At 50.6% G+C, this 22,835-nt stretch carries 24 protein-coding genes and 1 riboswitch; of the genes, 20 read left to right on the top strand and 4 right to left on the bottom strand.

From position 1 onward, the window contains the following. Positions 1 to 3: 3 nt before the first annotated feature. Genes cobT through QJ036_RS01875 form a run of 11 tightly spaced genes read left to right on the top strand, consistent with a single transcriptional unit; the run spans position 4 to position 9,701 of the window. Positions 4 to 1,128, top strand: coding sequence for a nicotinate-nucleotide--dimethylbenzimidazole phosphoribosyltransferase (gene cobT / locus QJ036_RS01925; RefSeq protein ID WP_331487460.1), 1,125 nt, complete (start codon positions 4 to 6; stop codon positions 1,126 to 1,128). An 11-nt stretch (positions 1,129 to 1,139) separates the two neighbouring features. Continuing rightward, complete coding sequence (locus tag QJ036_RS01920; RefSeq protein WP_283229750.1) at positions 1,140 to 1,688, top strand: bifunctional adenosylcobinamide kinase/adenosylcobinamide-phosphate guanylyltransferase; 549 nt, start codon at positions 1,140 to 1,142, stop codon at positions 1,686 to 1,688. Beyond that, entirely contained in the window at positions 1,682 to 2,434 is a 753-nt protein-coding gene (locus QJ036_RS01915) for an adenosylcobinamide-GDP ribazoletransferase (RefSeq protein ID WP_283229749.1), read from the top strand. Before QJ036_RS01920 ends, QJ036_RS01915 begins: the two co-directional genes overlap by 7 nt. A 20-nt stretch (positions 2,435 to 2,454) precedes the next feature. Next, the gene (locus tag QJ036_RS01910) at positions 2,455 to 2,799 is read left to right on the top strand and encodes a bifunctional adenosylcobinamide kinase/adenosylcobinamide-phosphate guanylyltransferase (protein ID WP_283229748.1); all 345 of its coding nucleotides are present in this window, start codon (positions 2,455 to 2,457) and stop codon (positions 2,797 to 2,799) included. A gap of 5 nt (positions 2,800 to 2,804) precedes the next feature. After that, the gene (locus QJ036_RS01905; protein ID WP_283229747.1) at positions 2,805 to 3,422 is read left to right on the top strand and encodes a histidine phosphatase family protein; all 618 of its coding nucleotides are present in this window, start codon (positions 2,805 to 2,807) and stop codon (positions 3,420 to 3,422) included. Next, positions 3,419 to 4,396: an adenosylcobinamide-phosphate synthase CbiB gene (gene cbiB / locus QJ036_RS01900; protein WP_283229746.1), complete on the top strand. Its 978-nt coding sequence runs from the start codon at positions 3,419 to 3,421 to the stop codon at positions 4,394 to 4,396. The genes QJ036_RS01905 and cbiB overlap by 4 nt, the downstream gene beginning before the upstream one ends. Before the next feature lie 56 nt (positions 4,397 to 4,452). Further along, a complete protein-coding gene (cobD, locus tag QJ036_RS01895; protein WP_283229745.1) occupies positions 4,453 to 5,493 on the top strand; it encodes a threonine-phosphate decarboxylase CobD in 1,041 nt (346 codons plus the stop codon). Between the two features lie 17 nt (positions 5,494 to 5,510). Next, the gene (locus QJ036_RS01890) at positions 5,511 to 7,007 is read left to right on the top strand and encodes a cobyric acid synthase (protein ID WP_283229744.1); all 1,497 of its coding nucleotides are present in this window, start codon (positions 5,511 to 5,513) and stop codon (positions 7,005 to 7,007) included. Between the two features lie 25 nt (positions 7,008 to 7,032). Continuing rightward, entirely contained in the window at positions 7,033 to 7,566 is a 534-nt protein-coding gene (locus QJ036_RS01885) for a cob(I)yrinic acid a,c-diamide adenosyltransferase (protein ID WP_283229743.1), read from the top strand. A gap of 12 nt (positions 7,567 to 7,578) precedes the next feature. Further along, positions 7,579 to 8,223, top strand: a complete 645-nt coding sequence (locus QJ036_RS01880) for a precorrin-8X methylmutase (RefSeq protein WP_283229742.1) — start codon at positions 7,579 to 7,581, stop codon at positions 8,221 to 8,223. Between the two features lie 26 nt (positions 8,224 to 8,249). Further along, the gene (locus QJ036_RS01875; RefSeq protein ID WP_283229741.1) at positions 8,250 to 9,701 is read left to right on the top strand and encodes a DUF6612 family protein; all 1,452 of its coding nucleotides are present in this window, start codon (positions 8,250 to 8,252) and stop codon (positions 9,699 to 9,701) included. 27 nt (positions 9,702 to 9,728) lie between these two features. Here QJ036_RS01875 and QJ036_RS01870 read toward each other — a convergent pair whose 3' ends face one another. From QJ036_RS01870 to QJ036_RS01860, 3 genes are read right to left on the bottom strand one after another with little or no spacing between them, the layout of a single operon-like run. Next, positions 9,729 to 10,511 carry a sirohydrochlorin cobaltochelatase gene (locus QJ036_RS01870; RefSeq protein ID WP_283229740.1) on the bottom strand — a complete coding sequence of 261 codons (783 nt, stop codon included), beginning with the start codon at positions 10,509 to 10,511 and terminating at the stop codon, positions 9,729 to 9,731. 25 nt (positions 10,512 to 10,536) lie between these two features. Then, positions 10,537 to 10,848: an energy-coupling factor ABC transporter substrate-binding protein gene (locus QJ036_RS01865; RefSeq protein WP_283229739.1), complete on the bottom strand. Its 312-nt coding sequence runs from the start codon at positions 10,846 to 10,848 to the stop codon at positions 10,537 to 10,539. After that, complete coding sequence (locus tag QJ036_RS01860; protein WP_283229738.1) at positions 10,848 to 11,597, bottom strand: energy-coupling factor ABC transporter permease; 750 nt, start codon at positions 11,595 to 11,597, stop codon at positions 10,848 to 10,850. The genes QJ036_RS01865 and QJ036_RS01860 overlap by 1 nt, the downstream gene beginning before the upstream one ends. Positions 11,598 to 11,715: 118 nt before the next feature. After that, a riboswitch (cobalamin riboswitch) is annotated at positions 11,716 to 11,895 on the bottom strand. A 95-nt stretch (positions 11,896 to 11,990) separates the two neighbouring features. Here QJ036_RS01860 and QJ036_RS01855 point away from each other — a divergent pair. The 5 genes from QJ036_RS01855 to QJ036_RS01835 all read left to right on the top strand — a co-directional run bounded on the left by QJ036_RS01855 (position 11,991) and on the right by QJ036_RS01835 (position 15,814). Next, positions 11,991 to 13,250, top strand: coding sequence for a D-alanyl-D-alanine carboxypeptidase family protein (locus tag QJ036_RS01855; RefSeq protein WP_283229737.1), 1,260 nt, complete (start codon positions 11,991 to 11,993; stop codon positions 13,248 to 13,250). Between the two features lie 65 nt (positions 13,251 to 13,315). After that, the gene (locus QJ036_RS01850; protein WP_283229736.1) at positions 13,316 to 14,167 is read left to right on the top strand and encodes a DUF5685 family protein; all 852 of its coding nucleotides are present in this window, start codon (positions 13,316 to 13,318) and stop codon (positions 14,165 to 14,167) included. Further along, positions 14,154 to 14,843 carry a J domain-containing protein gene (locus tag QJ036_RS01845; RefSeq protein ID WP_283229735.1) on the top strand — a complete coding sequence of 230 codons (690 nt, stop codon included), beginning with the start codon at positions 14,154 to 14,156 and terminating at the stop codon, positions 14,841 to 14,843. The genes QJ036_RS01850 and QJ036_RS01845 overlap by 14 nt, the downstream gene beginning before the upstream one ends. Before the next feature lie 58 nt (positions 14,844 to 14,901). Further along, positions 14,902 to 15,300: a VOC family protein gene (locus tag QJ036_RS01840; protein ID WP_283229734.1), complete on the top strand. Its 399-nt coding sequence runs from the start codon at positions 14,902 to 14,904 to the stop codon at positions 15,298 to 15,300. 250 nt (positions 15,301 to 15,550) lie between these two features. After that, entirely contained in the window at positions 15,551 to 15,814 is a 264-nt protein-coding gene (locus QJ036_RS01835; RefSeq protein ID WP_283229733.1) for a hypothetical protein, read from the top strand. 260 nt (positions 15,815 to 16,074) lie between these two features. On the opposite strand, the gene rpmB is transcribed toward QJ036_RS01835, so the two are convergent. Further along, positions 16,075 to 16,260 (bottom strand): 50S ribosomal protein L28, encoded by a 186-nt coding sequence (gene rpmB / locus QJ036_RS01830; protein WP_191447220.1) that lies wholly within the window; start codon positions 16,258 to 16,260, stop codon positions 16,075 to 16,077. Positions 16,261 to 16,477: 217 nt separating this feature from the next. Here rpmB and QJ036_RS01825 point away from each other — a divergent pair, with 217 nt between their 5' ends. The 4 genes from QJ036_RS01825 to rsxC all read left to right on the top strand — a co-directional run bounded on the left by QJ036_RS01825 (position 16,478) and on the right by rsxC (position 22,834). Further along, positions 16,478 to 16,837: an Asp23/Gls24 family envelope stress response protein gene (locus QJ036_RS01825; protein WP_283229732.1), complete on the top strand. Its 360-nt coding sequence runs from the start codon at positions 16,478 to 16,480 to the stop codon at positions 16,835 to 16,837. A gap of 18 nt (positions 16,838 to 16,855) precedes the next feature. Then, positions 16,856 to 18,511, top strand: coding sequence for a DAK2 domain-containing protein (locus QJ036_RS01820; RefSeq protein ID WP_283229731.1), 1,656 nt, complete (start codon positions 16,856 to 16,858; stop codon positions 18,509 to 18,511). A gap of 84 nt (positions 18,512 to 18,595) precedes the next feature. Then, positions 18,596 to 20,656, top strand: a complete 2,061-nt coding sequence (gene recG, locus QJ036_RS01815) for an ATP-dependent DNA helicase RecG (RefSeq protein ID WP_283229730.1) — start codon at positions 18,596 to 18,598, stop codon at positions 20,654 to 20,656. Between the two features lie 216 nt (positions 20,657 to 20,872). After that, positions 20,873 to 22,834 carry an electron transport complex subunit RsxC gene (rsxC, locus tag QJ036_RS01810; protein ID WP_283229729.1) on the top strand — a complete coding sequence of 654 codons (1,962 nt, stop codon included), beginning with the start codon at positions 20,873 to 20,875 and terminating at the stop codon, positions 22,832 to 22,834. Position 22,835 lies beyond the last annotated feature (1 nt).

Genomic DNA, 22,835 nt, shown 5'->3' with positions numbered 1-22,835 from the left:
ACCATGGATGAGAAAATGATGAGAAAACTGGAGGATCACCTGGGTGAACATCTGATGCTTGTAAAGGGTCTTGACAAGGAGATCGTTGAGAAAGCGGAAACACGGTGGGATACCATTGCAAAGCCCCTTAGAAGCCTCGGCCTTCTGGAAAAGAATCTGACAAAAATTGCCGGAATCACCGGTACTTTGAGACCTCAGATCAGGAAGAGGGCACTTATTGCCATGTGTGCGGACAACGGGGTCATTGAAGAAGGTGTGACTCAGACCGGAAATGAAGTGACGGCCATTGTTGCACGAAATATGGCGGAGGGAAGCACAGCGGTGACCGTTATGGCTCAGGCAGCAGGTGTTGACATCTTTCCTGTAGACATCGGTATAGTGACGGAAGGTGACTGTATTGAGGGAATCCCGGAGGAGACAGAGGAAATCAAGCCGAGAACCCTTCTCAACCGGAAGATCAGAAGAGGAACCAGAAATTTCGCCAAGGAACCGGCCATGGACCGGGTCGAGGCACTGAGAGCCATTCTGGTCGGCGTAAAGCTTGTGGGACAGCTGAAGGCCCAGGGCTATGACATCATTGCAACCGGAGAAATGGGAATCGGAAATACCACTACCAGCAGTGCCATGGCGGCAGCTCTTCTTCATCAGCCGGTAGAAAAAATGACCGGAAAGGGCGCCGGACTTTCCAATGAGGGTCTTGACCGGAAGATCCGTGTGATCAAAACGGCGCTCGTTGAACGGGATGTGATGCCGGGCGATCCCATGGATGTACTCTGTAAGGTGGGCGGTTATGACATTGCAGGACTGGCTGGCGTATTTTTGGGCGGCGCGATCTATCGCATTCCGGTGGTCATCGACGGATTTATTTCCAGCGTGGCAGCTTTGCTTGCCGAGAAGCTCCTGCCCCATACCACCGATTTCATGATCGCTTCTCATGTGTCCAAGGAGCCTGCCGGAGCTCTGGTCCTTGAAGCTCTGGGACTGAAGCCCATGCTGTGCTGCGAAATGTGCCTCGGTGAGGGAACGGGAGCCATGGCGGCTATGCCTGTTCTCGATATGGCATTTACAGTATACGACACCATGGCAACCTTTGATGATATGCAGGTGGAGCAGTATAAGCCCCTCTAAAGGAGAATGAAATGTTTGTGACTGTGACGGGCGGCAGCGGAAGCGGGAAATCGGAATACAGTGAAGATCTGCTGCTTCGTCTGGATGGAGAAAATCCCGTAAACAGAATTTACATAGCCACCATGTTTCCCTTTGATGAGGAGAGCCACAGACGGATCCTTCGCCACAGGAATATGAGAAAGGATAAGGGCTTTGAGACGGTGGAATGCTATACCGGCCTTAAAAACCTGAAGCTTCCCGTAAAAAACGGAAAAAAGCCGTCAGTTCTCCTGGAATGTATGTCCAATCTGACAGCCAACGAGTTTTACCGGGAGGACGGTGCAGGGGACAGGACACCGAAGGAAATCCTTCTGGGGATCGATTGTCTTCTGGCACAGACAGAGCATCTGATCGTGGTGACCAATGAGGTCTTTTCCGACGGAATCCTCTATGATGACTCTACCGAACAATATAAAAAAATGCTGGGAGAGATCAACGCCGGACTGGCTGTCCGGTCAGACGCCTTCGTGGAGGTGGTCTGTTCGATTCCCGTGATTCTGAAGGGAGGCCCCTTATGCTGAATTCCTTTTTGCTGGCATTTTCCATGTATTCAAAGATACCGGTGCCGAAGCCGGACTGGTCAAAGGAGAAAATGAAATATGTCATGTGTTTCTTTCCTCTGATCGGCCTGGTGGTCGGCGGCCTGATATTTGGCTTTGCCTGGCTTTGCGGGCAGCTTTCCCTGCCGCCTCTTTTCCGGGCTGCAGGCCTTACTCTGATTCCGATCCTTGTGACGGGAGGCATCCACATGGACGGCTTTCTGGATACGACAGATGCCCTTTCCTCCTATCAGACCAGGGAGAGAAAGCTGGAGATTTTAAAGGATTCCCATACGGGGGCCTTTGCCATCATCTTCGGCGGCGTTTATCTAGTGGCAACCCTCGGTATGTGGAGCGCCGTGCCTGACAGCCTTATGCCGGTTATGGCCGTATCCTTTGTATTCTCAAGAGGGCTTGCGGGAATGTCCGTTGTGACCTTTAAAAACGCCAGGAAGGAGGGCCTTTTGGCCACCTTCTCCACCAATGCAGAAAAGTATGCTACCCGTGCGGTGCTGGCTCTCTATCTCCTTGTCAGCGGGGCGGGCATGGTCCTGTTATCACCTGTGGCGGGGGGCCTGGCTGTTTTGGGAAGCGGGCTTCTGTTTCTTTATTACAGGCGGATGTCCTACCGGGAGTTCGGAGGCATCACCGGAGATCTGGCCGGCTGGTTCATGGAGCTTTGCGAGCTTTCCATGGGGATTTTTGTAGTAATCGCAGCCTGTCTGTGATAGAATGGAGGAAGCAGCAGATGATATTGATGATCGGAGGCGCTTATCAGGGAAAAAAGGATCTGGCTCTTCAGATGGCAGACGGTCGTGAGGAACTGGTTTTCCCTGACGTGCAGGAATATATCCGGGAAAAGCTTTCGGAGGGACAGTCTCCGGACAAGATCGAAGAAACTCTGACTGCAGAGGCTTTTCGGCTTCCCGGCCGGATTCTGACGGCAGATGAGATAGGAAACGGAATTGTGCCCATGGAGGCCTTTGACCGGGAATACAGGGAGCTGACAGGAAGGCTCCTATGCAGGCTGGCAAAGGAAGCCGAAACCGTGTACCGGGTCATCGCCGGGATCCCCATTAAAATAAAAGGATAAGAGCCATGAAAATCTATCTGATCCGCCACGGAAAGACCGTGGGCAATTTGCAGAGGCGGTATATCGGGTCCACCGATGAGCCGTTAAGTCCGAAGGGAATCGGGGAGCTTATGGAAATAGCCGGGAGGAATGGGCTTTTTCTGCCGGGGCCGGAGGTCTCCGGAGCTGTTTATGTGAGCGGTCTTTTGAGAACAAAAGAGACGGCAGAGCTTTTATTTCCCGGTCGGAAGCTCAGAGTCCGGACGGACTTCAACGAATGTGATTTCGGTGAGTTTGAAAATAAAAATTATGAGGAACTGAAAGATGATCCTGCTTATCAGAGCTGGATCGACAGCGGCGGTCTGGCGGCTCCGCCAGACGGTGAGGCAAAGGCTGATTTTTCTGCGCGGACATGCCGCGGCTTTCTTCTTTCCGTGGAGGAGCTTTTGAAGGAGGGAGGATCCTTCGGGGCCTTTGTGGTACATGGAGGGAGCATCATGGCCATTCTGGAGCAGTTTGCGTTCCCGAAAAAGGAATTCTATGACTGGCAGGCGAAGAATGGCTGCGGATTTATGGCCGACCTTAAGGAAGACCTGTGGAAAACAGGGAATCAAATACTTACGAATATCAGGAGCATTCCATGAAATATATTGCTGTATCCCTTGGGATCGGATTTTTGCTGGATCTTTTGTTTGGTGATCCGTACTGGCTGCCCCATCCGATCCGTTTCATCGGGAATATGATTTCTTTTCTTGAAAGGAAGATCCGGAATTTTTTCCCGGACACTCCAGGAGATGAGATCGCCGGCGGAGCAGTGCTGGTGATACTTGTGCTGGTCGTATCAACAGGGATCCCCTTCGGCCTTCTTTATCTGGCCGGCCGTCTGCATCCCTATGCGCGGGTGGCGCTGGAAAGTCTTATGTGTTATCAGCTCATTGCGGCGAAATCCCTTCGGACCGAGAGCATGAGAGTCTATGCTCCGTTGAAAAAGGGAGACCTGGAGGGAGCCAGAAAAGCCGTTTCCATGATCGTCGGCCGTGACACCGAAAACCTGACGGAGGAGGGAGTCACGAAAGCGGCAGTGGAGACCGTGGCGGAGAACACCTCGGACGGTGTCATTGCCCCCATGCTGTATATGGCTCTTGGCGGCGCGGTTCTGGGCTTCTTTTATAAGGCAGTCAATACCATGGATTCCATGATCGCCTATAAAAATGAAAAATATCTTTATTTTGGCCGGGTGGCAGCCTGGCTCGATGATATCTGCAATTATATTCCTGCCAGGATCTCTGCGGTGCTTATGATTCTGGCCAGCGGCATCCTGCGGATGGATATGGCAGGTGCCTGGGAAATTTACTGGAGAGACAGGTACAACCATGCCAGCCCCAATTCCGCTCAGACCGAATCGGTGTGTGCAGGGGCTCTCGGCGTCCAGCTGGCCGGCGATGCCTGGTATTTTGGTGTCCTGCACAGGAAGAAAACCATAGGAGATGCCAAGAGACCTGTGGAATTTGAGGATATCCGGAGGGCAAACCGTCTGATGTATGGGACGGCGGTTCTCGGTCTTCTTCTTTTCCTGGGCCTGTCGATTCTTCTCTACCGGGTTCTTTTCCGGTTTTGAGATACTGGTTCAGCGTGCAGCGCTGTCAAGAACAGAGAAAAGGATAAGAAACAGACATGAAGAAGCATGTACATGGCGGCAACGTGTATCAGCATAAAAACGTGACGGATTTTTCTGCAAACCTGAATCCCCTGGGGATGCCGGAGTCTGTAAGGGATGCGGCCATCGGGGGAGTCTGCCGGTCAGAGCGCTATCCGGATCCGGATTCTCTGGAACTCAGGGAGGCGATCGCGGCCGCAGCCGGCACGGAAGCATCGAAGGTCATCTGCGGCAACGGCGCGGCAGAGCTTATTTTTCTTCTGGCTGCAGCAAAAAAGCCGAAGAAGGCACTTCTCCCTGCACCGACCTTTGCGGAATATGAAACTGCGCTGTCAGCCTGCGGCTGCGAGTGTGTCTTTTACCGGCTGAAGGAGGAGACAGGTTTTTGCCTGAAGGAGGATTTTATTGAGGCAATCACGGAAGGGACAGAGCTTGTCTATCTCTGTAACCCCAACAATCCCACGGGAGTTCTCACGGAAAAGACGACCCTTTTGCGGATCCTTGACCGGTGCAGGTCGGTTGGGGCTCTTCTTGTTATTGATGAGTGTTTTCTGGAACTGACCGGTAAAAAAGAGCTTTACACCATGGAGGACCAGCTTTCCGGAGGCAGTCTCTTTCTTTTAAAGGCCTTTACAAAGACGTATGCCATGGCCGGACTTCGGCTGGGATACGGTCTGACAGAGGAGCAGGAGCTCCTCGATCAGATGAACGGCCTCAGGCAGCCCTGGAGTGTATCCCTGCCGGCGGCCTGTGCCGGTCTGGCGGCGCTTAAAGAGACGGCCTATGTGAAACGATCTGTGGATTATATAAGCAGGGAGCGGAAGTGGCTCTCAGAAAGACTCAGAAGCTTTCCGATGAAGCTTTATGAGGGAAGCGCCAATTATCTGTTTTTTTATTGTGACAGAAAGGGACTGTGGGAAGCGCTTCTTTCCAGGGGAATCCTTATTCGTGACTGCTCCAATTACCGGGGCCTCTCAAAGGGGTATTACCGGATCGCGGTGAGGACCCATGAGGAAAATGAAGCGCTGATCAGAGTTTTGAAACTGTGTTTTTCATGAACAGGAGGAATCAGGCCATGGCAAAGGCACTTATGATACAGGGAACCATGTCCAATGCGGGAAAAAGCCTGCTGACCGGAGGAATTCTGCGGGTCCTTCGTCAGGATGGTTGGAGGGTGGCGCCCTTCAAATCCCAGAATATGGCTCTTAATTCATTTATCACGGAGGAAGACCTGGAGATGGGCCGTGCCCAGGTCATGCAGGCGGAGGCGGCCGGCATAAAGCCCTCGGTGCGGATGAATCCGATCTTATTGAAGCCTACCAATGATACCGGTTCTCAGGTCATTGTGAACGGAGAGGTCCGGGGAAATATGTCGGCCAGAGATTATTTCCGGTATAAAAAAGCTCTGATTCCGGATATTATGAAGGCATACGATTCTCTGGCTTCGGAATATGATATCATCGTTCTGGAGGGAGCCGGGAGTCCGGCAGAGATCAATTTAAAGAAAGACGATATTGTCAATATGGGAATGGCAAAGCTTGCCAAGGCTCCGGTGCTTCTTGCCGGTGACGTTGACCGCGGCGGGGTCTTTGCCCAGCTCATCGGCACGGTCATGCTCCTTGCGGAGGATGAAAAGGCCATGGTGAAGGGCACGGTCATCAATAAATTCCGCGGGGACAAGACGATCCTTGATCCCGGGATCCAGATGCTGGAGGAGCGGATCGGGATCCCGACAGTGGGAGTCATTCCTTATCTTCATGTGGATATTGACGATGAGGACAGTCTGACGGAGCGGTTTGAGCGAAAGGAAACCGGGGGACTGATCGATATTGCGGTGATCCGGGTTCCGAGAATTTCCAATTTCACTGATTTTAAGCCTCTGGAGGCCATGGACGGTGTGAATCTCCGGTATGTGGCATCGGCGGGACAGCTGGGAGTTCCGGATCTGATCCTGCTTCCCGGCACGAAAAATACCATGGAGGATCTTCTGTGGATGAGGCAGAACGGCCTGGAGGCGGCAGTCCTTAAGGCGGCGGCATCCGGAACGGCGGTAATGGGAATCTGCGGTGGATATCAGATGCTGGGTGATACCCTTTCCGACCCGGAAGGCGTGGAGGCCGGCGGCTCCATCCGGGGCATGGGGCTTCTTCCCATGGACACAGTTTTTGCCGGACAGAAAACAAGAACCCAGACAGAAGGGGTGTTCCGGCAGCCTACGGGACTGTTTGCCGGTCTTTCCGGTGTATCCTTCAGGGGCTATGAGATCCATATGGGAGTCAGCACACTGAAGGAGGGAGCGGAGCCCCTTACCGTATTACAGCCTTCCGGAAAGGCTGATGGTGCTTTCAAGGATAATGTATGCGGTACGTATGTCCACGGCGTATTTGATGATGAGGCGGTGGCAAAGGCACTTGTGGGAAGCCTCTATGAGAGAAAGGGACTTTCCTCCGATGCCATAAAGGCCTTTGATATGGAGGCATATAAGGAGAGACAGTACGATATCCTGGCAGATGCCGTGAGAAAGCATATGGACATGGAGGCTGTCTACCGGATCATCGAAGAAGGAATTTAAAGGAATTTGTGAAGGAGGAAGCAGGATGGTTGGACTCATTCAGATCTACTGTGGGGAAGGCAAGGGAAAGACCTCGGCGGCCATCGGTCAGGCGGTGCGGAGTGCCGGAGCCGGACTTTCCGTAGTATTTGTCCGATTTTTAAAGACGGAGGGCTCCGGGGAACTGAAAAGCCTGGCCTGTATTCCCGGTATTACCATGGTACCCTGCTGTAGGTCCTTTGGATTTTACTGGAATATGACAGACGAGCAGAAGGCGGAGGCCGGTAAGGTCTATGACAGCCTTTTGTGGGAAGCAGTCCATACGGCAGAACAGAAGGCGGCGTCAGGGGATGCGGTCCTTGTGATGGACGAGATCATTGCCACCTTCCGTCACGGCTTTGTTGACAGGGAACGGTTTCTTCAGTGGCTCCGGACAAAACCTGAAAATCTGGAGGTGGTCATGACAGGCAGAGATCCGGAGGAGGAGCTTCTTTCACTGGCAGATTATGTTTCGGAGATAAAAAAGGTAAAGCATCCTTTTGACAGAGGCATTTCTGCCCGAAAGGGAATTGAATATTAGGAGGCAGGCGATATGAAGGTTACACTGGAAAATGTTCTGCCCGGCGACATTGAAAAACGCAGCTTTGAGATCATTACTGCGGAGCTGGGCGACAGGAAGTTGCCGGAGGATAAGGCAGCACTGATCAAGAGGGTCATTCACACCTCAGCAGATTTTGAATATGCGGACACCCTCTGCTTTTCCGACGGAGTCATGGAGAAGGCATTGGATGCCATAAAAAACGGGGCGTCCATCGTGACAGACACCCAGATGGGACGATCCGGCATCAACAAGCGTTCTCTGGCAAAATACGGAGGACAGGTTTACTGCTTTATGAGTGACGAGGATGTGGCGGAGGCAGCCCGAAAAAACGGAACGACAAGAGCCGTTGCCAGCATTGAGAAAGCGGTATCCATGGAAGGACCGTTGATTTTTGCCATCGGCAATGCGCCTACGGCACTGGTCCGTCTTTATGAGCTCATTGAGGAGGGAAGGATTTCCCCGGCACTGGTGATCGGGGTTCCCGTCGGCTTTGTAAATGTGGTTCAGTCCAAAGAACTCATCATGGAAACTGATGTGCCCTATATCGTGGCAAGAGGAAGAAAGGGCGGAAGCAATGTGGCGGCAGCCATCTGCAATGCACTTCTTTATATGCTGGACAAAACGAGGGGCAGATAGTATACTGAAAAAAAAGGGAGGAGACAATGAGAATGAAAAAACAGTGTGCAGTTTTTCTTACCGTTCTTCTTGCGTTTACGTCGGTGCTTTTCGCCGGCTGCGGCAAAAAGGTGACGGCGGAGGAGCTTATGAAGGAAGTAAAGGCCAATATGGAAAAGGTCACTTCCATGTCCATGGACATCGATGCCGATATTTCCATGGGCATCAAACAGAGCGGCGTCGGCCTTGATCTGGACGTCACCATGAGCATGAAGACAGAGCAGACGAAGGATCCGGAGGCTGCCCATATGACCGGAACGGTCTCCATGAGCCTGCTTGGCATGAATGTGGACATGGAAAGCTATTCGGTGGTGGAGAATGGAAAATATGCAGTCTACACCAATACTGCCGGAGAGTGGACCAGAACCGAGACAGAGAAGCCTGATGAAAACAGCTTAAACGAAATTTCGGAGATGTTTTCTCAGAACGAGGAATACAAGCTTCAGGACAAGACTGAGAAGCTTGACGGCAAAGAGGTCTATGTTCTGAATACCACCATTTCCGGAGAATATATGGAAAGCATCATGGGTCAGATGAACAGTGCTGCAAATTTAGGAGTAGGCGGAGCAGATTGGTCCGGCGTCAAAATCGATTCTGTGATCAAGATCGATGCGGAGAAAAAGCTGCCCGTGGAAATGATCCTGGACTGCGGTGATTCCATGTCGGAGCTTATGAAGAATGCCATGGGAGCTTCCGGCTCCTCTGATGCAGAGATCTCCGTCAATGAATTTGTTATGACCATAACCTTCGGCCGGTTTAATGAAATCGATGAGATCAAGGTGCCTGAGGCGGCAAAGGCGGCAGATGTGACGGATGGCGGTGAGGAAGACGGCGGTCTTGAAAGCTTCTTAAACGGAAGCATCTCTGAAAATGATGGGGAAAGGGAAACTGATTCTGCAGTAAGAATTCCTCAGGGAACTGATTCCGGAGAGGAAGATGAAGATACCATATATATCAATCCCGACGGAAGCTATCAGCTGGAGAACTTCTGGGATGAAGGAACCAGAGTGAATATCCGCACTCCGGAGGGCTTTGCATTCAACGAGTATTCTGATAACACCTATTTCATGTTTGATTATCTTGGAAATCAGGATTTCGAATCAGTCGTGGCGAGCTATATGCTTGATTCCGATTATACGGAAGAAGAGATGGAAGAGTACTACATGGATGATGTGAAATACTATCAGGAGGATGAGGATTATTCCAACGTGGAGGTTCAGACGAAGCAGCTTTATGGGGGCGGCAACCATATTTGGAGCTTCATAAAGGTTTCTTACACCTATGATGAAACCAGCAATTATATCGAGTATTTTGCGTGGACCATTCTGGAGGATGGACGTGTGGTACAGTGTGAGATCGAAGATTATGCCTACGAACAGGAATGCAGCCTGATCGATGATTCTATCTTAGAGACGGTTTTGGGAGCTCTGGCGGAATAGAATAAACGGATCAAGCGAAAGCGGCTTCTAAATAACAGAAGCCGCTTTTGCATGTTCTATAAACAGTTTTCGGATGGAGGCATATTCCCCAAGGCCCTTCAAAACACAGGACACCTGGTAACCTTCCCGTTCAAATTCACTTTTCCAGGAATCTTCCTCATCTCCGGCCATATCGTTGGAGGCGTGATCGCCTGCAACCACCATAAGGGGAGCCAGGAGGATTTTCTTCGGTGCTTCTTTCCGGACAAGCTCCTTCACAAGCGTAAGATCCGGATATCCTTCTACTGTGCCGATATAGATATTTTTGTATCCGGCGGCCTTCAGCATGTAATCGAGAGCCGGATAAACGGCATTGGCGTGATGCTCGGTACCGTGGCCCATGAACACAAGAAACTCGTCAGATTTCAGGTCCGGGAATTCCTCAGTGATGCTGTCGATCAGGGCGTGATAATCCTCCGTGGAAGAAAGAAGGGGAGCGCCGACCCGAATGGAATGGAAGCGATCCCGGAAGGAGGAGAGGACAGCCAGCATGTTATCATTTTCAATGCCGTTGATGATATGGGTGGGCTGGACGATCAGATCCGTGATGCCGTCCCTTGCGAAGGATTCCAGAGCCTCCTCCACTGTGTAGACGGAAAGGCCGTCCCGATTTTTCAGCTTGCGGATGATCATACCACTGGTAAAGGCACGTCGAAGCTCACAGCCGGGAAAGGCATTGCCGAGATCGGTTTCGATGGCTTCGATGTTTTTTGTCAGCGCGTCACGGTAGCTGGTGCCGAAGCTGACTGCCAGGATTCCTGTTTTCTGCATATTAAAACTCCTTTATGGAATGCCGTCAGGCATTTTTTTCTTTGCGGTGGCGTTCTCTCAGCACGCCGAAACAGTAAAAGAAGATTCCGGATCCGACAGCAGCCTGCAGGCAGAACAGAAGAGATTCCGTTTCTCCTCCCGGAGGCTCCAGAACGGGAGAGGCCCATGCCTCATATTCCGGATCGATCTGGGTGATAGCTTCTTCAGCAGCGCCGTCAGCTCCACCGAATTCCGAATCCTTTAGAAAGGCCAGTGGAAAAATCGCGATGATCACACAGATCAGAAGGAGGATCACAACCGTTTTCCATCTCCCGGAAGGGGCCTTTTTTTCTTCCATCAGACGGCTCCTTTCTTGAAATAACCAAGCTCGGTGAGTTCACTTTTTGCATAGGTTTCCAGTCCCATGATCACGACGGCAGTCAGAATGCCTTCGATGATCGCCAGCGGAATCTGGGTCACAGCGAAGATTCCGAGAAATTCCAAGGTTGCGGCAGCGACTCCGGCTTCACCGGGGTGAGCCACACCGAGCTGTACCGAGGTCACGCAGTAGGTGAAAAGACTGCCCAGGCAGGAAGCCAGAAATACAGCGGCAGGTTTTGGACAGCGGAATCTGGAAACCAGTTTAAATACACCCCAGGCCACGAAGGGACCGGCGATGGCCATGGAAAAGGTATTGGCTCCCAGTGTGGTGAGGCCTCCATGGGCCAGCAGAACCGCCTGGAATAAAAGGACAATGATACCAAGCACACTCATGGCACAGGGACCGAAAAGGATAGCTCCGAGGCCGGTTCCTGTGGGATGGGAGCTGCTGCCCGTGACAGACGGAATTTTTAAGGATGAGAGCACAAACGCATAAGCTCCGACCATAGCCAGAATCATCAGAGTCTTTCTGTGCTCCGATACCGTTTTTTTGATAGAAAAAAGACCGGCAAGAAGAAAAGGGACACAGACCACACCCCAGCCGATGGCATAGGATAAGGGAAGATAGCCTTCCATAATGTGCATGGCATTTGCTGTAGGAATGATTCCAAAGCCCAGGGCAAAGGCACATGAAACAATAATCAGTTTTCTTTGTCCTTTTGTCATAAGATACCTCCAAAATAAAATAAACCTTTCAGGCATGACCGGAAAGGTATAACAGCAGGAATTATGAACAGATAAGATTCCCTTTGTATTACACCGAAACCATCGCCGCAGCTCCTGTGCAAAATATTGCCTCCAGGCAGGTCTCCTGGCTTGGGCATAAAGGCTTTGCCTTCCCATCCGCAGACAGTGGCGTTCATAAGCCTCATCCAGCCCTTACAGTGGCGGGACCGCGCAAGAATCTCACTTGCTTCCCTATTCTCCGGAGCAAAACTCCAGCACCTGAAGGCATACTTATTCAAGCAAAGTATATCATTGAGGGAATGGATTGTCAACATGAATGAAGGCAGAACCCCGGCATAGAATGAAGGGAGGGAAGTGTCCCGGGGAGATCTCATGGCTGAAAGAAAAACAGTACGATTTATAATAGGAATCCTGTCATTAATCTTTTGTGCTTTTTTGTTAAATCAGTGGACAGGAGCTGCTTTGGCGGCAGAGGAGGAGGCCGTTTCAGAAGCAGATCCGGGACCGGGAGAGCTTCATGCAGTCTGTGCTGTACTGATGGATGGGGATTCGGGCCGGATCCTTTACGGGAAAAACAGCCGTGAGATACGCCCAATGGCCAGTACCACAAAGATCATGACCTGTATCCTTGCACTGGAGAACCTGAAGGAGGATACCATGATCACCGTTTCTGCCTGTGCAGCCTCTCAGCCAAAGGTACATCTGGGGATGCAGGAAGGAGAGCAGTATCTGCTTAAGGATCTTCTGTATTCCCTGATGCTGGAATCCCACAACGATTCCGCAGTGGCCATTGCGGAGGCGGTATCCGGCAGTCAGGAGGCATTTTCCGTTCTGATGAATCAGAAAGCGCGGGAGATCGGCTGTACAGACACCTGTTTTCTGACCCCGAACGGTCTGGACCTTACCAAAGAGGTGGACGGGACCATGAAGACTCATTCCACAACAGCGGAAGACCTGGCAAGGATCATGCGCTACTGTACAATGGAATCGCCGAAAAAGGAGAGGTTCCGGGAGATCACCGGTACGGAAAGCTATCAGTTTCAGGCAGCGGGCAGAAACTTTTCCTGCCAGAATCACAATGCCTTTCTTCATATGATGGAAGGGGCTTTTTCCGGGAAAACGGGCTTTACCGGGGAGGCGGGCTATTGCTATGTGGGTGCTTTGGAGCGGGATGGAAAAACCTTCATCGTGGCGCTGTTAGCCTGCGGCTGGCCCAACAACAAAACCTATAAATGGAGCGATACGAGAAAGCTCATGGAATACGGGCTTTCCACCTATGATTATAAAGAGATTTATGAAAGGCCACAGTTATCGGATATTCCGGTGGAAAACGGGATCTCCGATGACGGAGAGCCGGACGGGAGCTCCTCGGTTTCTCTCGCAGAGGTGAAGGGGGATGGGAGCAGGTGGAGGCTTCTTTTGCGGGAGGGAGAGCAGGTGGAGATCTTGAGAGAGCAGAAGACCAGTCTCACGGCCCCTGTTGAGAGAGGACAGCTCGTCGGAAAAATCCTTTACCGCATCGACGGAATGACGGTGGCATTCAGTGAGATCCGTACAGCTGAAGCGGTAGGGGAGAGGGATCTCAACTGGTGTATTTCTAAAATAATGGAAAATTTCCTGATAAATTTCTAAAGATCCTTCCGATTTTTTCAGGTTATGGTATGATTAGGAAAAGAAAAGTACAGGAAGGGGATAACATGTTCGGTTACGTGACGATCAACAAACCTGAGCTTAAAATACGGGAATTTGAACGGTATCAGGGGTATTACTGCGGAATCTGCAGGAGCCTTAGAAAACGGTACGGCATTTCCGGTCAGATAACCCTCAGCTATGATATGGTATTTCTGGCGGCCCTGCTTACCGGATTATATGAGGGTAAGGAGCTTCGCGCCATGCGGCGGTGTGTGCTGCATCCGGCGGGAAAGCATCTGTCGATCCAGAATCCGTATATTGATTATGCGGCAGACATGACGGTGCTTCTTGCTTACCATAACCTGATGGATGACTGGCAGGACGATAAGAAGGTGACGAGTCTGGCGGCGGCAGAGCTGATGAAAAAGAAATGCCTTTCGTTAAAGGAGCGTTATCCCCGCCAGTGGAATGAGGTGGAGCAGTGCCTTTCCAGGCTTCATGCCTGTGAAAAGAACGGGGAGGAGAATCTGGATGCGGTCTCCGGACTTACGGGGAAAATGCTGGCGGAGATCCTTGTATATAAGGAAGATCAATGGGAAGGCCGCCTCCGGGCTATGGGCTTTTATCTGGGGAAATTCATATATCTGATGGATGCCTATGAGGATCTTTCGCAGGATGAGAAAAAGCACCGATATAATCCGCTTCTTTTTGTGAAGGACAGACCGGATTTTGAGGAGTGGTTCCGGCAGGTGCTTACCATGATGATGGCGGGCTGCGCAGGGAAGTTTGAGACGCTGCCTGTTTTAAAGGATATTGAAATTTTGAGAAATATATTGTATGCTGGAGTATGGACAAAATACGATATGATCAAAAAGAAACGGGAAGAGAGAACGGAGAACATAAATGAATCCATATGATGTGCTGGGTGTAGATCCTTCAGCCTCTGATGAAGAGATAAAAAAAGCCTATCGAAATCTGAGCCGGAAATATCATCCGGACTCCAATATGAACAGCGAGCATCCGGAGATTGCGGAGGCCAAGTTCAAGGAAGTTCAGCAGGCTTACGATATTATAATGAAGAAACGACAGGGCGGCGGCTCCTATGACAATCCTTACGGCGGTTCCTACGGAAGCAGTGGTGAGGATCCTTTTGGAGGCTTCGGTGGATTTGGCGGTTTCGGAGGCTTTGGCGGCGCCGGTTACGGCGGTCAGAGACAGAATGCCTACCAGAGTGAAACGGACAGCCATCTTCGCGCTGCGGCCAATTATATCAATTCCGGCCATTATAAGGAAGCTCTCAATGTGCTGGATGGGATCAGGGACCGGCAGGGGACCTGGTATTTTTACCATGCTGCAGCCAATGCCGGTATGGGGAATAATATTCAGGCCATGGAATCCGCCAAGCGGGCGGTCGAGTTTGAACCGGACAATCCCCAGTTCAGAAGCCTGTTAAACCGTCTGGAATCCGGCGGAGGCTGGTATGAGTCCATGGGCGAGGGATATGGACGGAGCATGGGAAATATGAACAGCTGGTGCTGCCAGATCCTTGCTCTGAATGCAATTCTGAATTTGTGCTGCTGCAGGCCTTTTTAGACCGGCGCTGCAGGCGATGTCTTAACAAAAGAAATTCGAGGAAAAGGGGAACAGATCCATGAATCCACTGATAAAAGGAATTCATCATGCAGGATTAAAGCCTTCACCGGCAAAGTATGATGCTGCCGTTGCATTTTATACAGAGCTTTTAAAATTTGATCTGGTGAGAAGCTGGGTTAAGGAAGGCGTCCGCGGTTCCATGATCGACACGGGATGCGGACTGATGGAAATCATTGAAACGGCAGGGGAGGCTCCCTCCGGTACGGACTGCCTGGAGCATCTTGCTTTCGGGGTAACGGATGTGGATGCTTTAGTGGAAACGGTCCGCGCTGCCGGATATGAGATTCTGGTGGAGCCGAAGGATCTGGTCCTTCCCTCCGAACCGCCTTATCCCATCCGGGTGGCTTTCTGCCGGGGTGCGGCAGGAGAGAAGCTGGAATTTTTCTGTGTGCGGTAGACAGGATATAATATAAGAAACTCCCTTCTGCTAGGATAATAGTATCTGGCAGGAGGGACTTTTTCTTTAAATCTGACACAAACAGATGAAAAAATGGTCTGGCTGACAGCGGCGGAATCCTGTACAATGGGAGCAGAAGGGGGAAAGTGTTATGAGCGAATATCTGGAATACAGCAAGCTTCAGACCTGATGTCTGTTGGTTGTCCTTTATCTTGCATTTCTTTATGTGAAGGAGCGGAGACGCTTTCATTTGAACGGAAAGATAACGATCTACGATGGATTGCTCGGAGAAGGGATCGTCTGTCTGCTGCTGGACGGGATCACGGCCTTTACGGTCAATCCCATCGCGGATGTGTTTGATGCCCTTTCGGAGGATCGGTGTTACCGGGCGGCCCTTCCGCTTGAGACCTGCTTTGAGATCATTCAGGAGGGAAGCGGTCAGGACTTTGATCCGATTCTGGTGGAGATCTTCATGGATCTGAAACAGGAGGTGCAGAGGATCAAGGAAGGCTGAGCGCAAAGATAAAAGAAAACAGTGTAGTGAATTGCACAAGCATGTTAAATCCCGGCCTAGATATCTGCAAAGGATATCTGAGCCGGGATTTCTGACATAAAAACGAAGAAGCGCTGCTCCTGACCAAAAATCAATTTGATTTCAGGCCATTGTGCAGCACTCCCTAAATAATCATCTTTAACTCATAAGACCGTCTAAATTCAGACGGAATGGAAGAGCAGTTGTGAAACCTTCTTCCTGCATTCTTCAATAAAAACCAATTAAGCTCTCTCTACCAGACCGGACTTCAGGCAGGATGTACAAACATACATCTTTCTTGTGCCGCCGTTTACTTTTACTCTGACAGATTTAACGTTGGAACTCCACATCTTGCTGGATTTTCTATTGGAATGACTAACCTTATTTCCAAAGTGAGCGCCTTTCTCACAGATTGCACATTTGGCCATGATAGCACCTCCTTATACAGATTTGGCTGGCTTACGTCCATGCCAGACCCATAACATTAAACATAATATCAGATATTGGTGAAAAATGCAAGAGAATTTCTCTGGAAATTTTAAAAAATTTTTATTCCTTTTTCGGGAGAAAAAGGGTATAATACTTTAAGATAGGTGCATTGTGGAAATTTTTTATGCACGGAACAAGAAAAGCGGAGGTCAGCTTATGAAATGTCGAATAAATAACATGATGGGCGAAATCTTGATTGATACAGACGTGATTGCAAAATATGCAGGCAGCGTTGCTGTTGAATGCTTCGGTATCGTCGGTATGGCGGCAGTCAGCATGAAGGACGGTCTGGTAAAGCTTCTTAAGAGAGACAGTCTGACTCACGGAATCAATGTGGAGGTGGAGGAGAATAAGCTTCATCTGAGCTTTCATGTGATCGTGTCCTACGGAGTTTCGATTTCGGCTGTGGCAGACAATCTCATCGAGAATGTGAAATACAAGGTTGAAAAATTTACGGGCATCGAAGTGGAAAAGATCAATGTCTTCGTTGAGGGTGTCCGGGTAATAGACTGTTAATCAAGGAGGAACGCTGTCGTGGCAGTAAATGTAATTGATGCGGCTCTTTTAAAGACCATGTTTCTTGCAGGAGCGCAGGGCCTGGAGAGTAAGAAGGAATGGATTAATGAACTCAACGTATTTCCCGTACCCGACGGAGATACAGGAACAAATATGACACTGACGATTATGTCTGCGGCAAAGGAAGTACAGGCTTTGACGGATCCGACCATGGAGACGCTGGCCAAGGCCATTTCCTCCGGTTCTCTGCGTGGCGCCCGCGGAAACTCCGGCGTTATCCTGTCCCAGCTTTTCAGAGGCCTTACAAAGGAAATCAAAACGGTGGACGTGATCGACACAAGGATTTTGGCGAAGGCCTTCCAGAGGGCGACGGAGACAGCCTACAAGGCAGTTATGAAGCCGAAGGAGGGAACTATCCTTACGGTAGCCAAGGGGATGGCGGATAAGGCAGCAGAGCTTTCCGAGGAAACCGAGGATATGGAGGCCTTTCTCAGGGCAGTCATTGAGTACGGTGATCTGATTCTTTCCCAGACTCCGGAGATGCTTCCTGTTCTCAAACAGGCCGGTGTGGTCGACTCCGGCGGTCAGGGTCTGATGCAGGTTATGAAGGGAGCCTTTGACGGATTCCTCGGCAAGGAAATCTCCCTGGATGCAGGAGCTCCTGCCGCATTTGCAGGTGCAGTGAAGGCAGAGGCAGACGACTTTGATATTAAGTTCGGCTACTGTACAGAATTTATCATCAATCTGGAAAAAGAATATAATGAAAAGACGGAGCAGGATTTCAAGGCGTTTCTGGAATCCATCGGCGACTCCATTGTGCTGGTATCGGACGATGATCTGGTAAAGGTCCACGTACATACCAATGATCCCGGTCTGGCGATCCAGCGGGCTCTGACGTATGGTTCCCTTTCCAGGATGAAGATCGATAACATGAGAGAAGAGCATCAGGAGAAGCTCATCAAGGATGCGGCAAAGCTGGCAGCAGAGCAGGCGAAGAAAAAGACAGAGCCCAGAAAGGCTGTGGGATTCATTGCAGTGTCCATCGGTGAAGGCCTTGGCGAGATCTTCAAGGGCCTCAATGTGGATTACCTCATTGAAGGCGGACAGACCATGAACCCCAGTACCGAGGATATGCTGAATGCCATCGACCAGGTGAATGCAGATACCATTTATATCTTCCCGAACAATAAGAACATCATCCTGGCGGCGGAACAGGCCGTTCATCTGTGCGAGGACAAGGAGATCGTTGTGATCCCTTCCAAAACAGTGCCCCAGGGAATCACCGCCATCATCAATTTTATTCCGGAGCTTTCACCGGAGGAAAACAAGGCGGCTATGATCGAGGAAATGTCCCGGGTAAAGACCGGACAGGTGACCTATGCAGTGCGGGATACTTCCATGGACGGCTTCGAGATCAAGGAAGGTGACATCATGGGAATCGGTGACAAGGCGATCCTGGCTGAGGGCAAGGAGATCGGGGAAACCTCTCTTCAGCTTCTGGAAGCTATGGTGGATGAGGATACCGAGCTTGTCACGATCTATTACGGAAGTGATGTGGCGGAGGAAGACGCAGAGGCATTGCTTGCCAAAGCGGAGGAGCAGCATCCCGATGTGGATATCGAGCTTCATTTCGGCGGTCAGCCTATTTATTACTATATTATATCGGCAGAATAACCGGAGCTGTCCGGTGATTTGAGAAAAGGTCCGCTGGACCTTTTCTTTATATCGGGACTTGTGCGGCAAAAGGAGGGACAGGCAGTGCGGCTCACGGATTCGGTGACTGAAATAAAGGGAATCGGAGAAAAAACGGCAAAGCTGATGGAAAAGGTGAATATCCGGACTGTCGGGGACCTGATCTTATCCTATCCCAGAGATTATGACAGGTATGAGCCTCCGGCAGACGTCGGAACCATAAAAACACCGGGGATCTACGCGGTGGCGGCAGTGATTCCGGGGCGCCCGGAGGTGAAGCTCACTGCAAGGGTGAAGGTGATCACTGCCAATTTGAAGGATGACAGCGGAATCCTTCGGGCGGTCTGGTTTAATATGCCCTATCTTGCCAATGTGCTGAAGCCAGGGGGACGATATATCTTCCGCGGAAGGGTCGTGAGGAACCGGTACGGCCTTGTAATGGAACAGCCGGCAGTCCTTGGTTTTGACGAATACGACAGGCTTCTCCATACAAGGCAGCCGGTTTACAATCTGACGGCGGGACTCACCAATAAGACCATGAGGAAGGCCGTGTACAGTGCCTTGGAGGCTCTTCCGGTCCAGAAGGATTATCTGCCGGAATGGATACGGAAGAAGGAGGAGCTTTCAGAATATAATTATGCAGTCCGGACGATCCATTTCCCGAAAAACGAGGAGGAGCTTCTGTTTGCCAGAAAAAGACTGGTGTTTGATGAGTTTTTCCTTTTTATTCTCTGTCTGCGTCTTCTGCGGGGAAGTAACGAGAAAAAGAAAAACGGCTTTCCGGTGAAGCCGGGGAGGGAGGCCCTCAAGCTTCAAAATGAACTTCCCTATGATCTTACCGGCGCTCAGAAGGAAACGCTTCAGGATATTTTGAAGGATATGGGAAGCGACAGCCTGATGAGCCGGCTGGTGCAGGGGGATGTGGGCTCAGGAAAGACGATCGTGGCAGTTCTGGCGCTTCTTTCGGTGGTGGAAAGCGGATATCAGGGAGCCATGATGGCTCCCACCGAGGTATTGGCAAGACAGCATTACGAATCGGTGACAAAGCTGTTTTCGGACCATAAGATTCCTTGCCGTACGGTTCTTTTGACCGGTTCCATGACGGCGAAGGAAAAGCGCCTTGTATATGAACAGATCGCAGCCCATGAGGCGGATATCATCATTGGTACCCATGCTCTGATCCAGGATAAGGTGGTTTACGACAGTCTGGGACTGGTGATCACAGATGAGCAGCATCGGTTCGGCGTTCGTCAGCGGGAACTGTTTTCCAAAAAGGGAGGCGAACCTCATGTGCTGGTCATGAGTGCAACGCCCATTCCGCGGACACTTGCCATTATTCTGTACGGAGACCTGGATATTTCGGTTATGGATGAGCTTCCTGCGAAACGGCTTCCCATCAAAAACTGCGTGGTAGGTATCGAATTCCGGCCAAACGCTTATAAGTTTATTGCCAAAGAGGTGGCTTCGGGCAGACAGGCTTATGTGATCTGCCCCATGGTGGAGGAGAGCGAGCTCATGGAGGGGGAAAATGTGGTCGATTATGCGAAAAAGCTGAGAAGCCAGCTTCCGCCATCGATCCGTGTGGAATACCTCCATGGCAGGATGAGCGCTCAGCAGAAGGATGCGGTCATGGGCGAATTTGCAGAAAACAGGATTCAGGTGCTGGTGTCCACAACGGTCATTGAGGTCGGAGTAGATGTGCCCAATGCCACGGTCATGATGATCGAAAATGCAGAGCGGTTCGGACTGGCACAGCTTCATCAGCTGCGGGGGCGTGTGGGACGCGGAGGCTTTCAGTCCTACTGCATTTTTATCAATGCTTCCGAGGATTCGGAAAAAAACAAGAGACTGGAGATCCTGAATAAGTCCAACGATGGCTTCTATATCGCTTTGGAGGACCTGAAGCTGCGGGGGCCGGGGGATATTTTCGGGCTGCGCCAGAGCGGACTGATGGAGTTTGCCATCGGTGATGTGTTCACTGATGCGGATATCCTGAAGGAGGCTTCGGAAGCAGCGGATGCTGTTTTAAAGGAGGATGGCGGCCTGACCTCAGAAAAATACCGGGTGCTTCGGGAACGGATCGACCTGGAGCTTTTCAGGAGGGTGGACAGCGCGCTGGCACTATAGGAGGTATTGTATGTTCGTATCTGCTGATATTTTAGGAATTACCTGAGTTTGGCTCAGAACTTCTTGTATTTTTGCACATAATGTATATTTTTGTTGCGTTTGGACTAGATAATACAGCAACTTTATGCTATACTTACCTTAGTATTATCTGTGAAAAGATGAATGACAGCGCAGATAATAAGGATTTGCAAACTATTTTGTAAGGAAGGTGAGCAATTGGAAAACTATACCAAGTATAAGTTGAAGAGTAATGATGAACTGGTATCATTATTGGCCGGCAAGGATAACCTGTTCATTGTTGCTTGTAACAAATGCTTCAAGGAATTTGAATCGGTTGATGAGCCGGAGTGCGGCGAGCTGGAGAAGCTTGCTGCTGAGCAGGGAAAGACGATCACAGGCAGTGCGAAGGTTGATTTCCTGTGCAACAAGATCCAGACCGAAAAGAAACTTAAAGATTTGCTTCCGGAAGGAACGGAGAATGTTCTGGTGGCGGCCTGTGGTCTGGGTATTCAGACAGTTGCGGATCTGGCAGGAATGCCTGTCTTTGCGGCCAGCAATTCCCTGAATTACAGGGGATATCACGGTATGGCACTGACTAAAAAGGGCTGTGATGCCTGTGCTCAGTGTTATCTGAATGTTACCGGCGGTATCTGCCCCATCGTTGACTGCTCCAAGAGTCTGGTCAACGGACAGTGTGGTGGTGCCAAGAACGGAAAGTGTGAAGTGGACGGCAATAAGGACTGTGCATGGGAGAAGATTTACCGGAGACTGGAAAAGCAGGGCCGTCTGGAAGAGTTCCTGAACCAGCCCGTACAGATGCGCGATTATTCCAAGGTGAATTTCAAGGCTGTCAATGATTATGTGAAGTCCGTTCGTGAGACGAGACTTGACGGCTATTACGGCGGTGTTCATCCTTCAGAGCGGAAGGAATACACTGAGCACATCGCTCTGGAGCGGTTCCCGGATCCTGAGGTTGTGGTGATTCCTCTGTCCATGCATGCAGGCGCTCCCGCAAATCCTGTTGTACAGGTGGGAGATACTGTTAAGGTTGGTCAGAAGATCGGTGAGGCGGCAGCCTTTATCAGCAGTCCGATCCATTCCAGCGTCAGCGGTACTGTGATCGCCATCGAGAATCATGGACATGCAACGAGGGGTGAGTGCCTGTCTGTTGTGATCAAGTCTGACGGAAAGAATACCCTTGACGAGTCTGTAAAACCTCATAAAGACCTGGACAGCCTTACCCCGGATGAGATCGTTGAGATCGTCCGCGAGGCCGGAATCGTAGGTATGGGAGGCGCAGGCTTCCCGACTGCAGTGAAATTAAAACCTGCCAAACCGGTGGATACCATTCTGCTCAACGGTTGTGAGTGTGAGCCTCTCCTGACTGCAGACCACAGGGTACTGCTGGAGTTCGCTGATGATGTGATCTTTGGCCTCAAGGCCATCCTCAAGGCGGTAGGTGCTGAAAAGGGCGTTATCGTGATCGAGGATAATAAGCCGGATGCCATTGCACTTCTGGAGGAAAAGACTGCAGAGTGCAGCAATATTGAAGTTGTAGTTGCCAAAACAAAATACCCTCAGGGCGCTGAGAAGATGCTGATCAAGCGCGTGACAGGAAGAAAGGTTCCCAGTGGCGGTCTTCCGGCAGATGTGGGCTGCGTCGTGAGCAACATCAGTACCACAAAAGCCATTGCTGATGCAATTAAGACCGGCATGCCTCTTGTTGAGCGTGTTGTGACTGTGACCGGTGAAAGACTGAAAAAACCGGGCAATTATATCGTAAAAATCGGTACCAATACAAAGGATCTGATCGATTACTGCGGCGGTACGATCGGCGATGACATCACCATCAAGGCGGGCGGTCCTATGATGGGATTCGTTCTTTCCGATACGAACGTTCCGATCATGAAGGGATCCAACGGAATCATTGCTGTGGATACCGATCATACCGTGGAACAGCCCTGCATCAAATGCGGACGCTGTGCGGATGTATGTCCTATGGAGCTGTCTCCTCTGTATTATGCAAAATATGCGGATGAGGAGAACTGGCAGGGTATGAAGGATAAAAATGTTATGGATTGTATCGAGTGCAGGTGCTGTGAGTACATCTGTTCCTCCAAGATCCCGTTAGTCAGCAAGATCAAAACCGGAAAAGGTGTAGTAAGGGGGATGAAGTGAT

The sequence above is a fragment of the Fusibacillus kribbianus genome, assembly GCF_030053595.1.
Classification (GTDB): Bacteria; Bacillota; Clostridia; order Lachnospirales; family Lachnospiraceae; genus Lientehia; species Lientehia kribbiana.
Note: the sequence above shows the minus strand (reverse complement) of the source record. Positions and strands in the feature narration are given on the sequence as shown.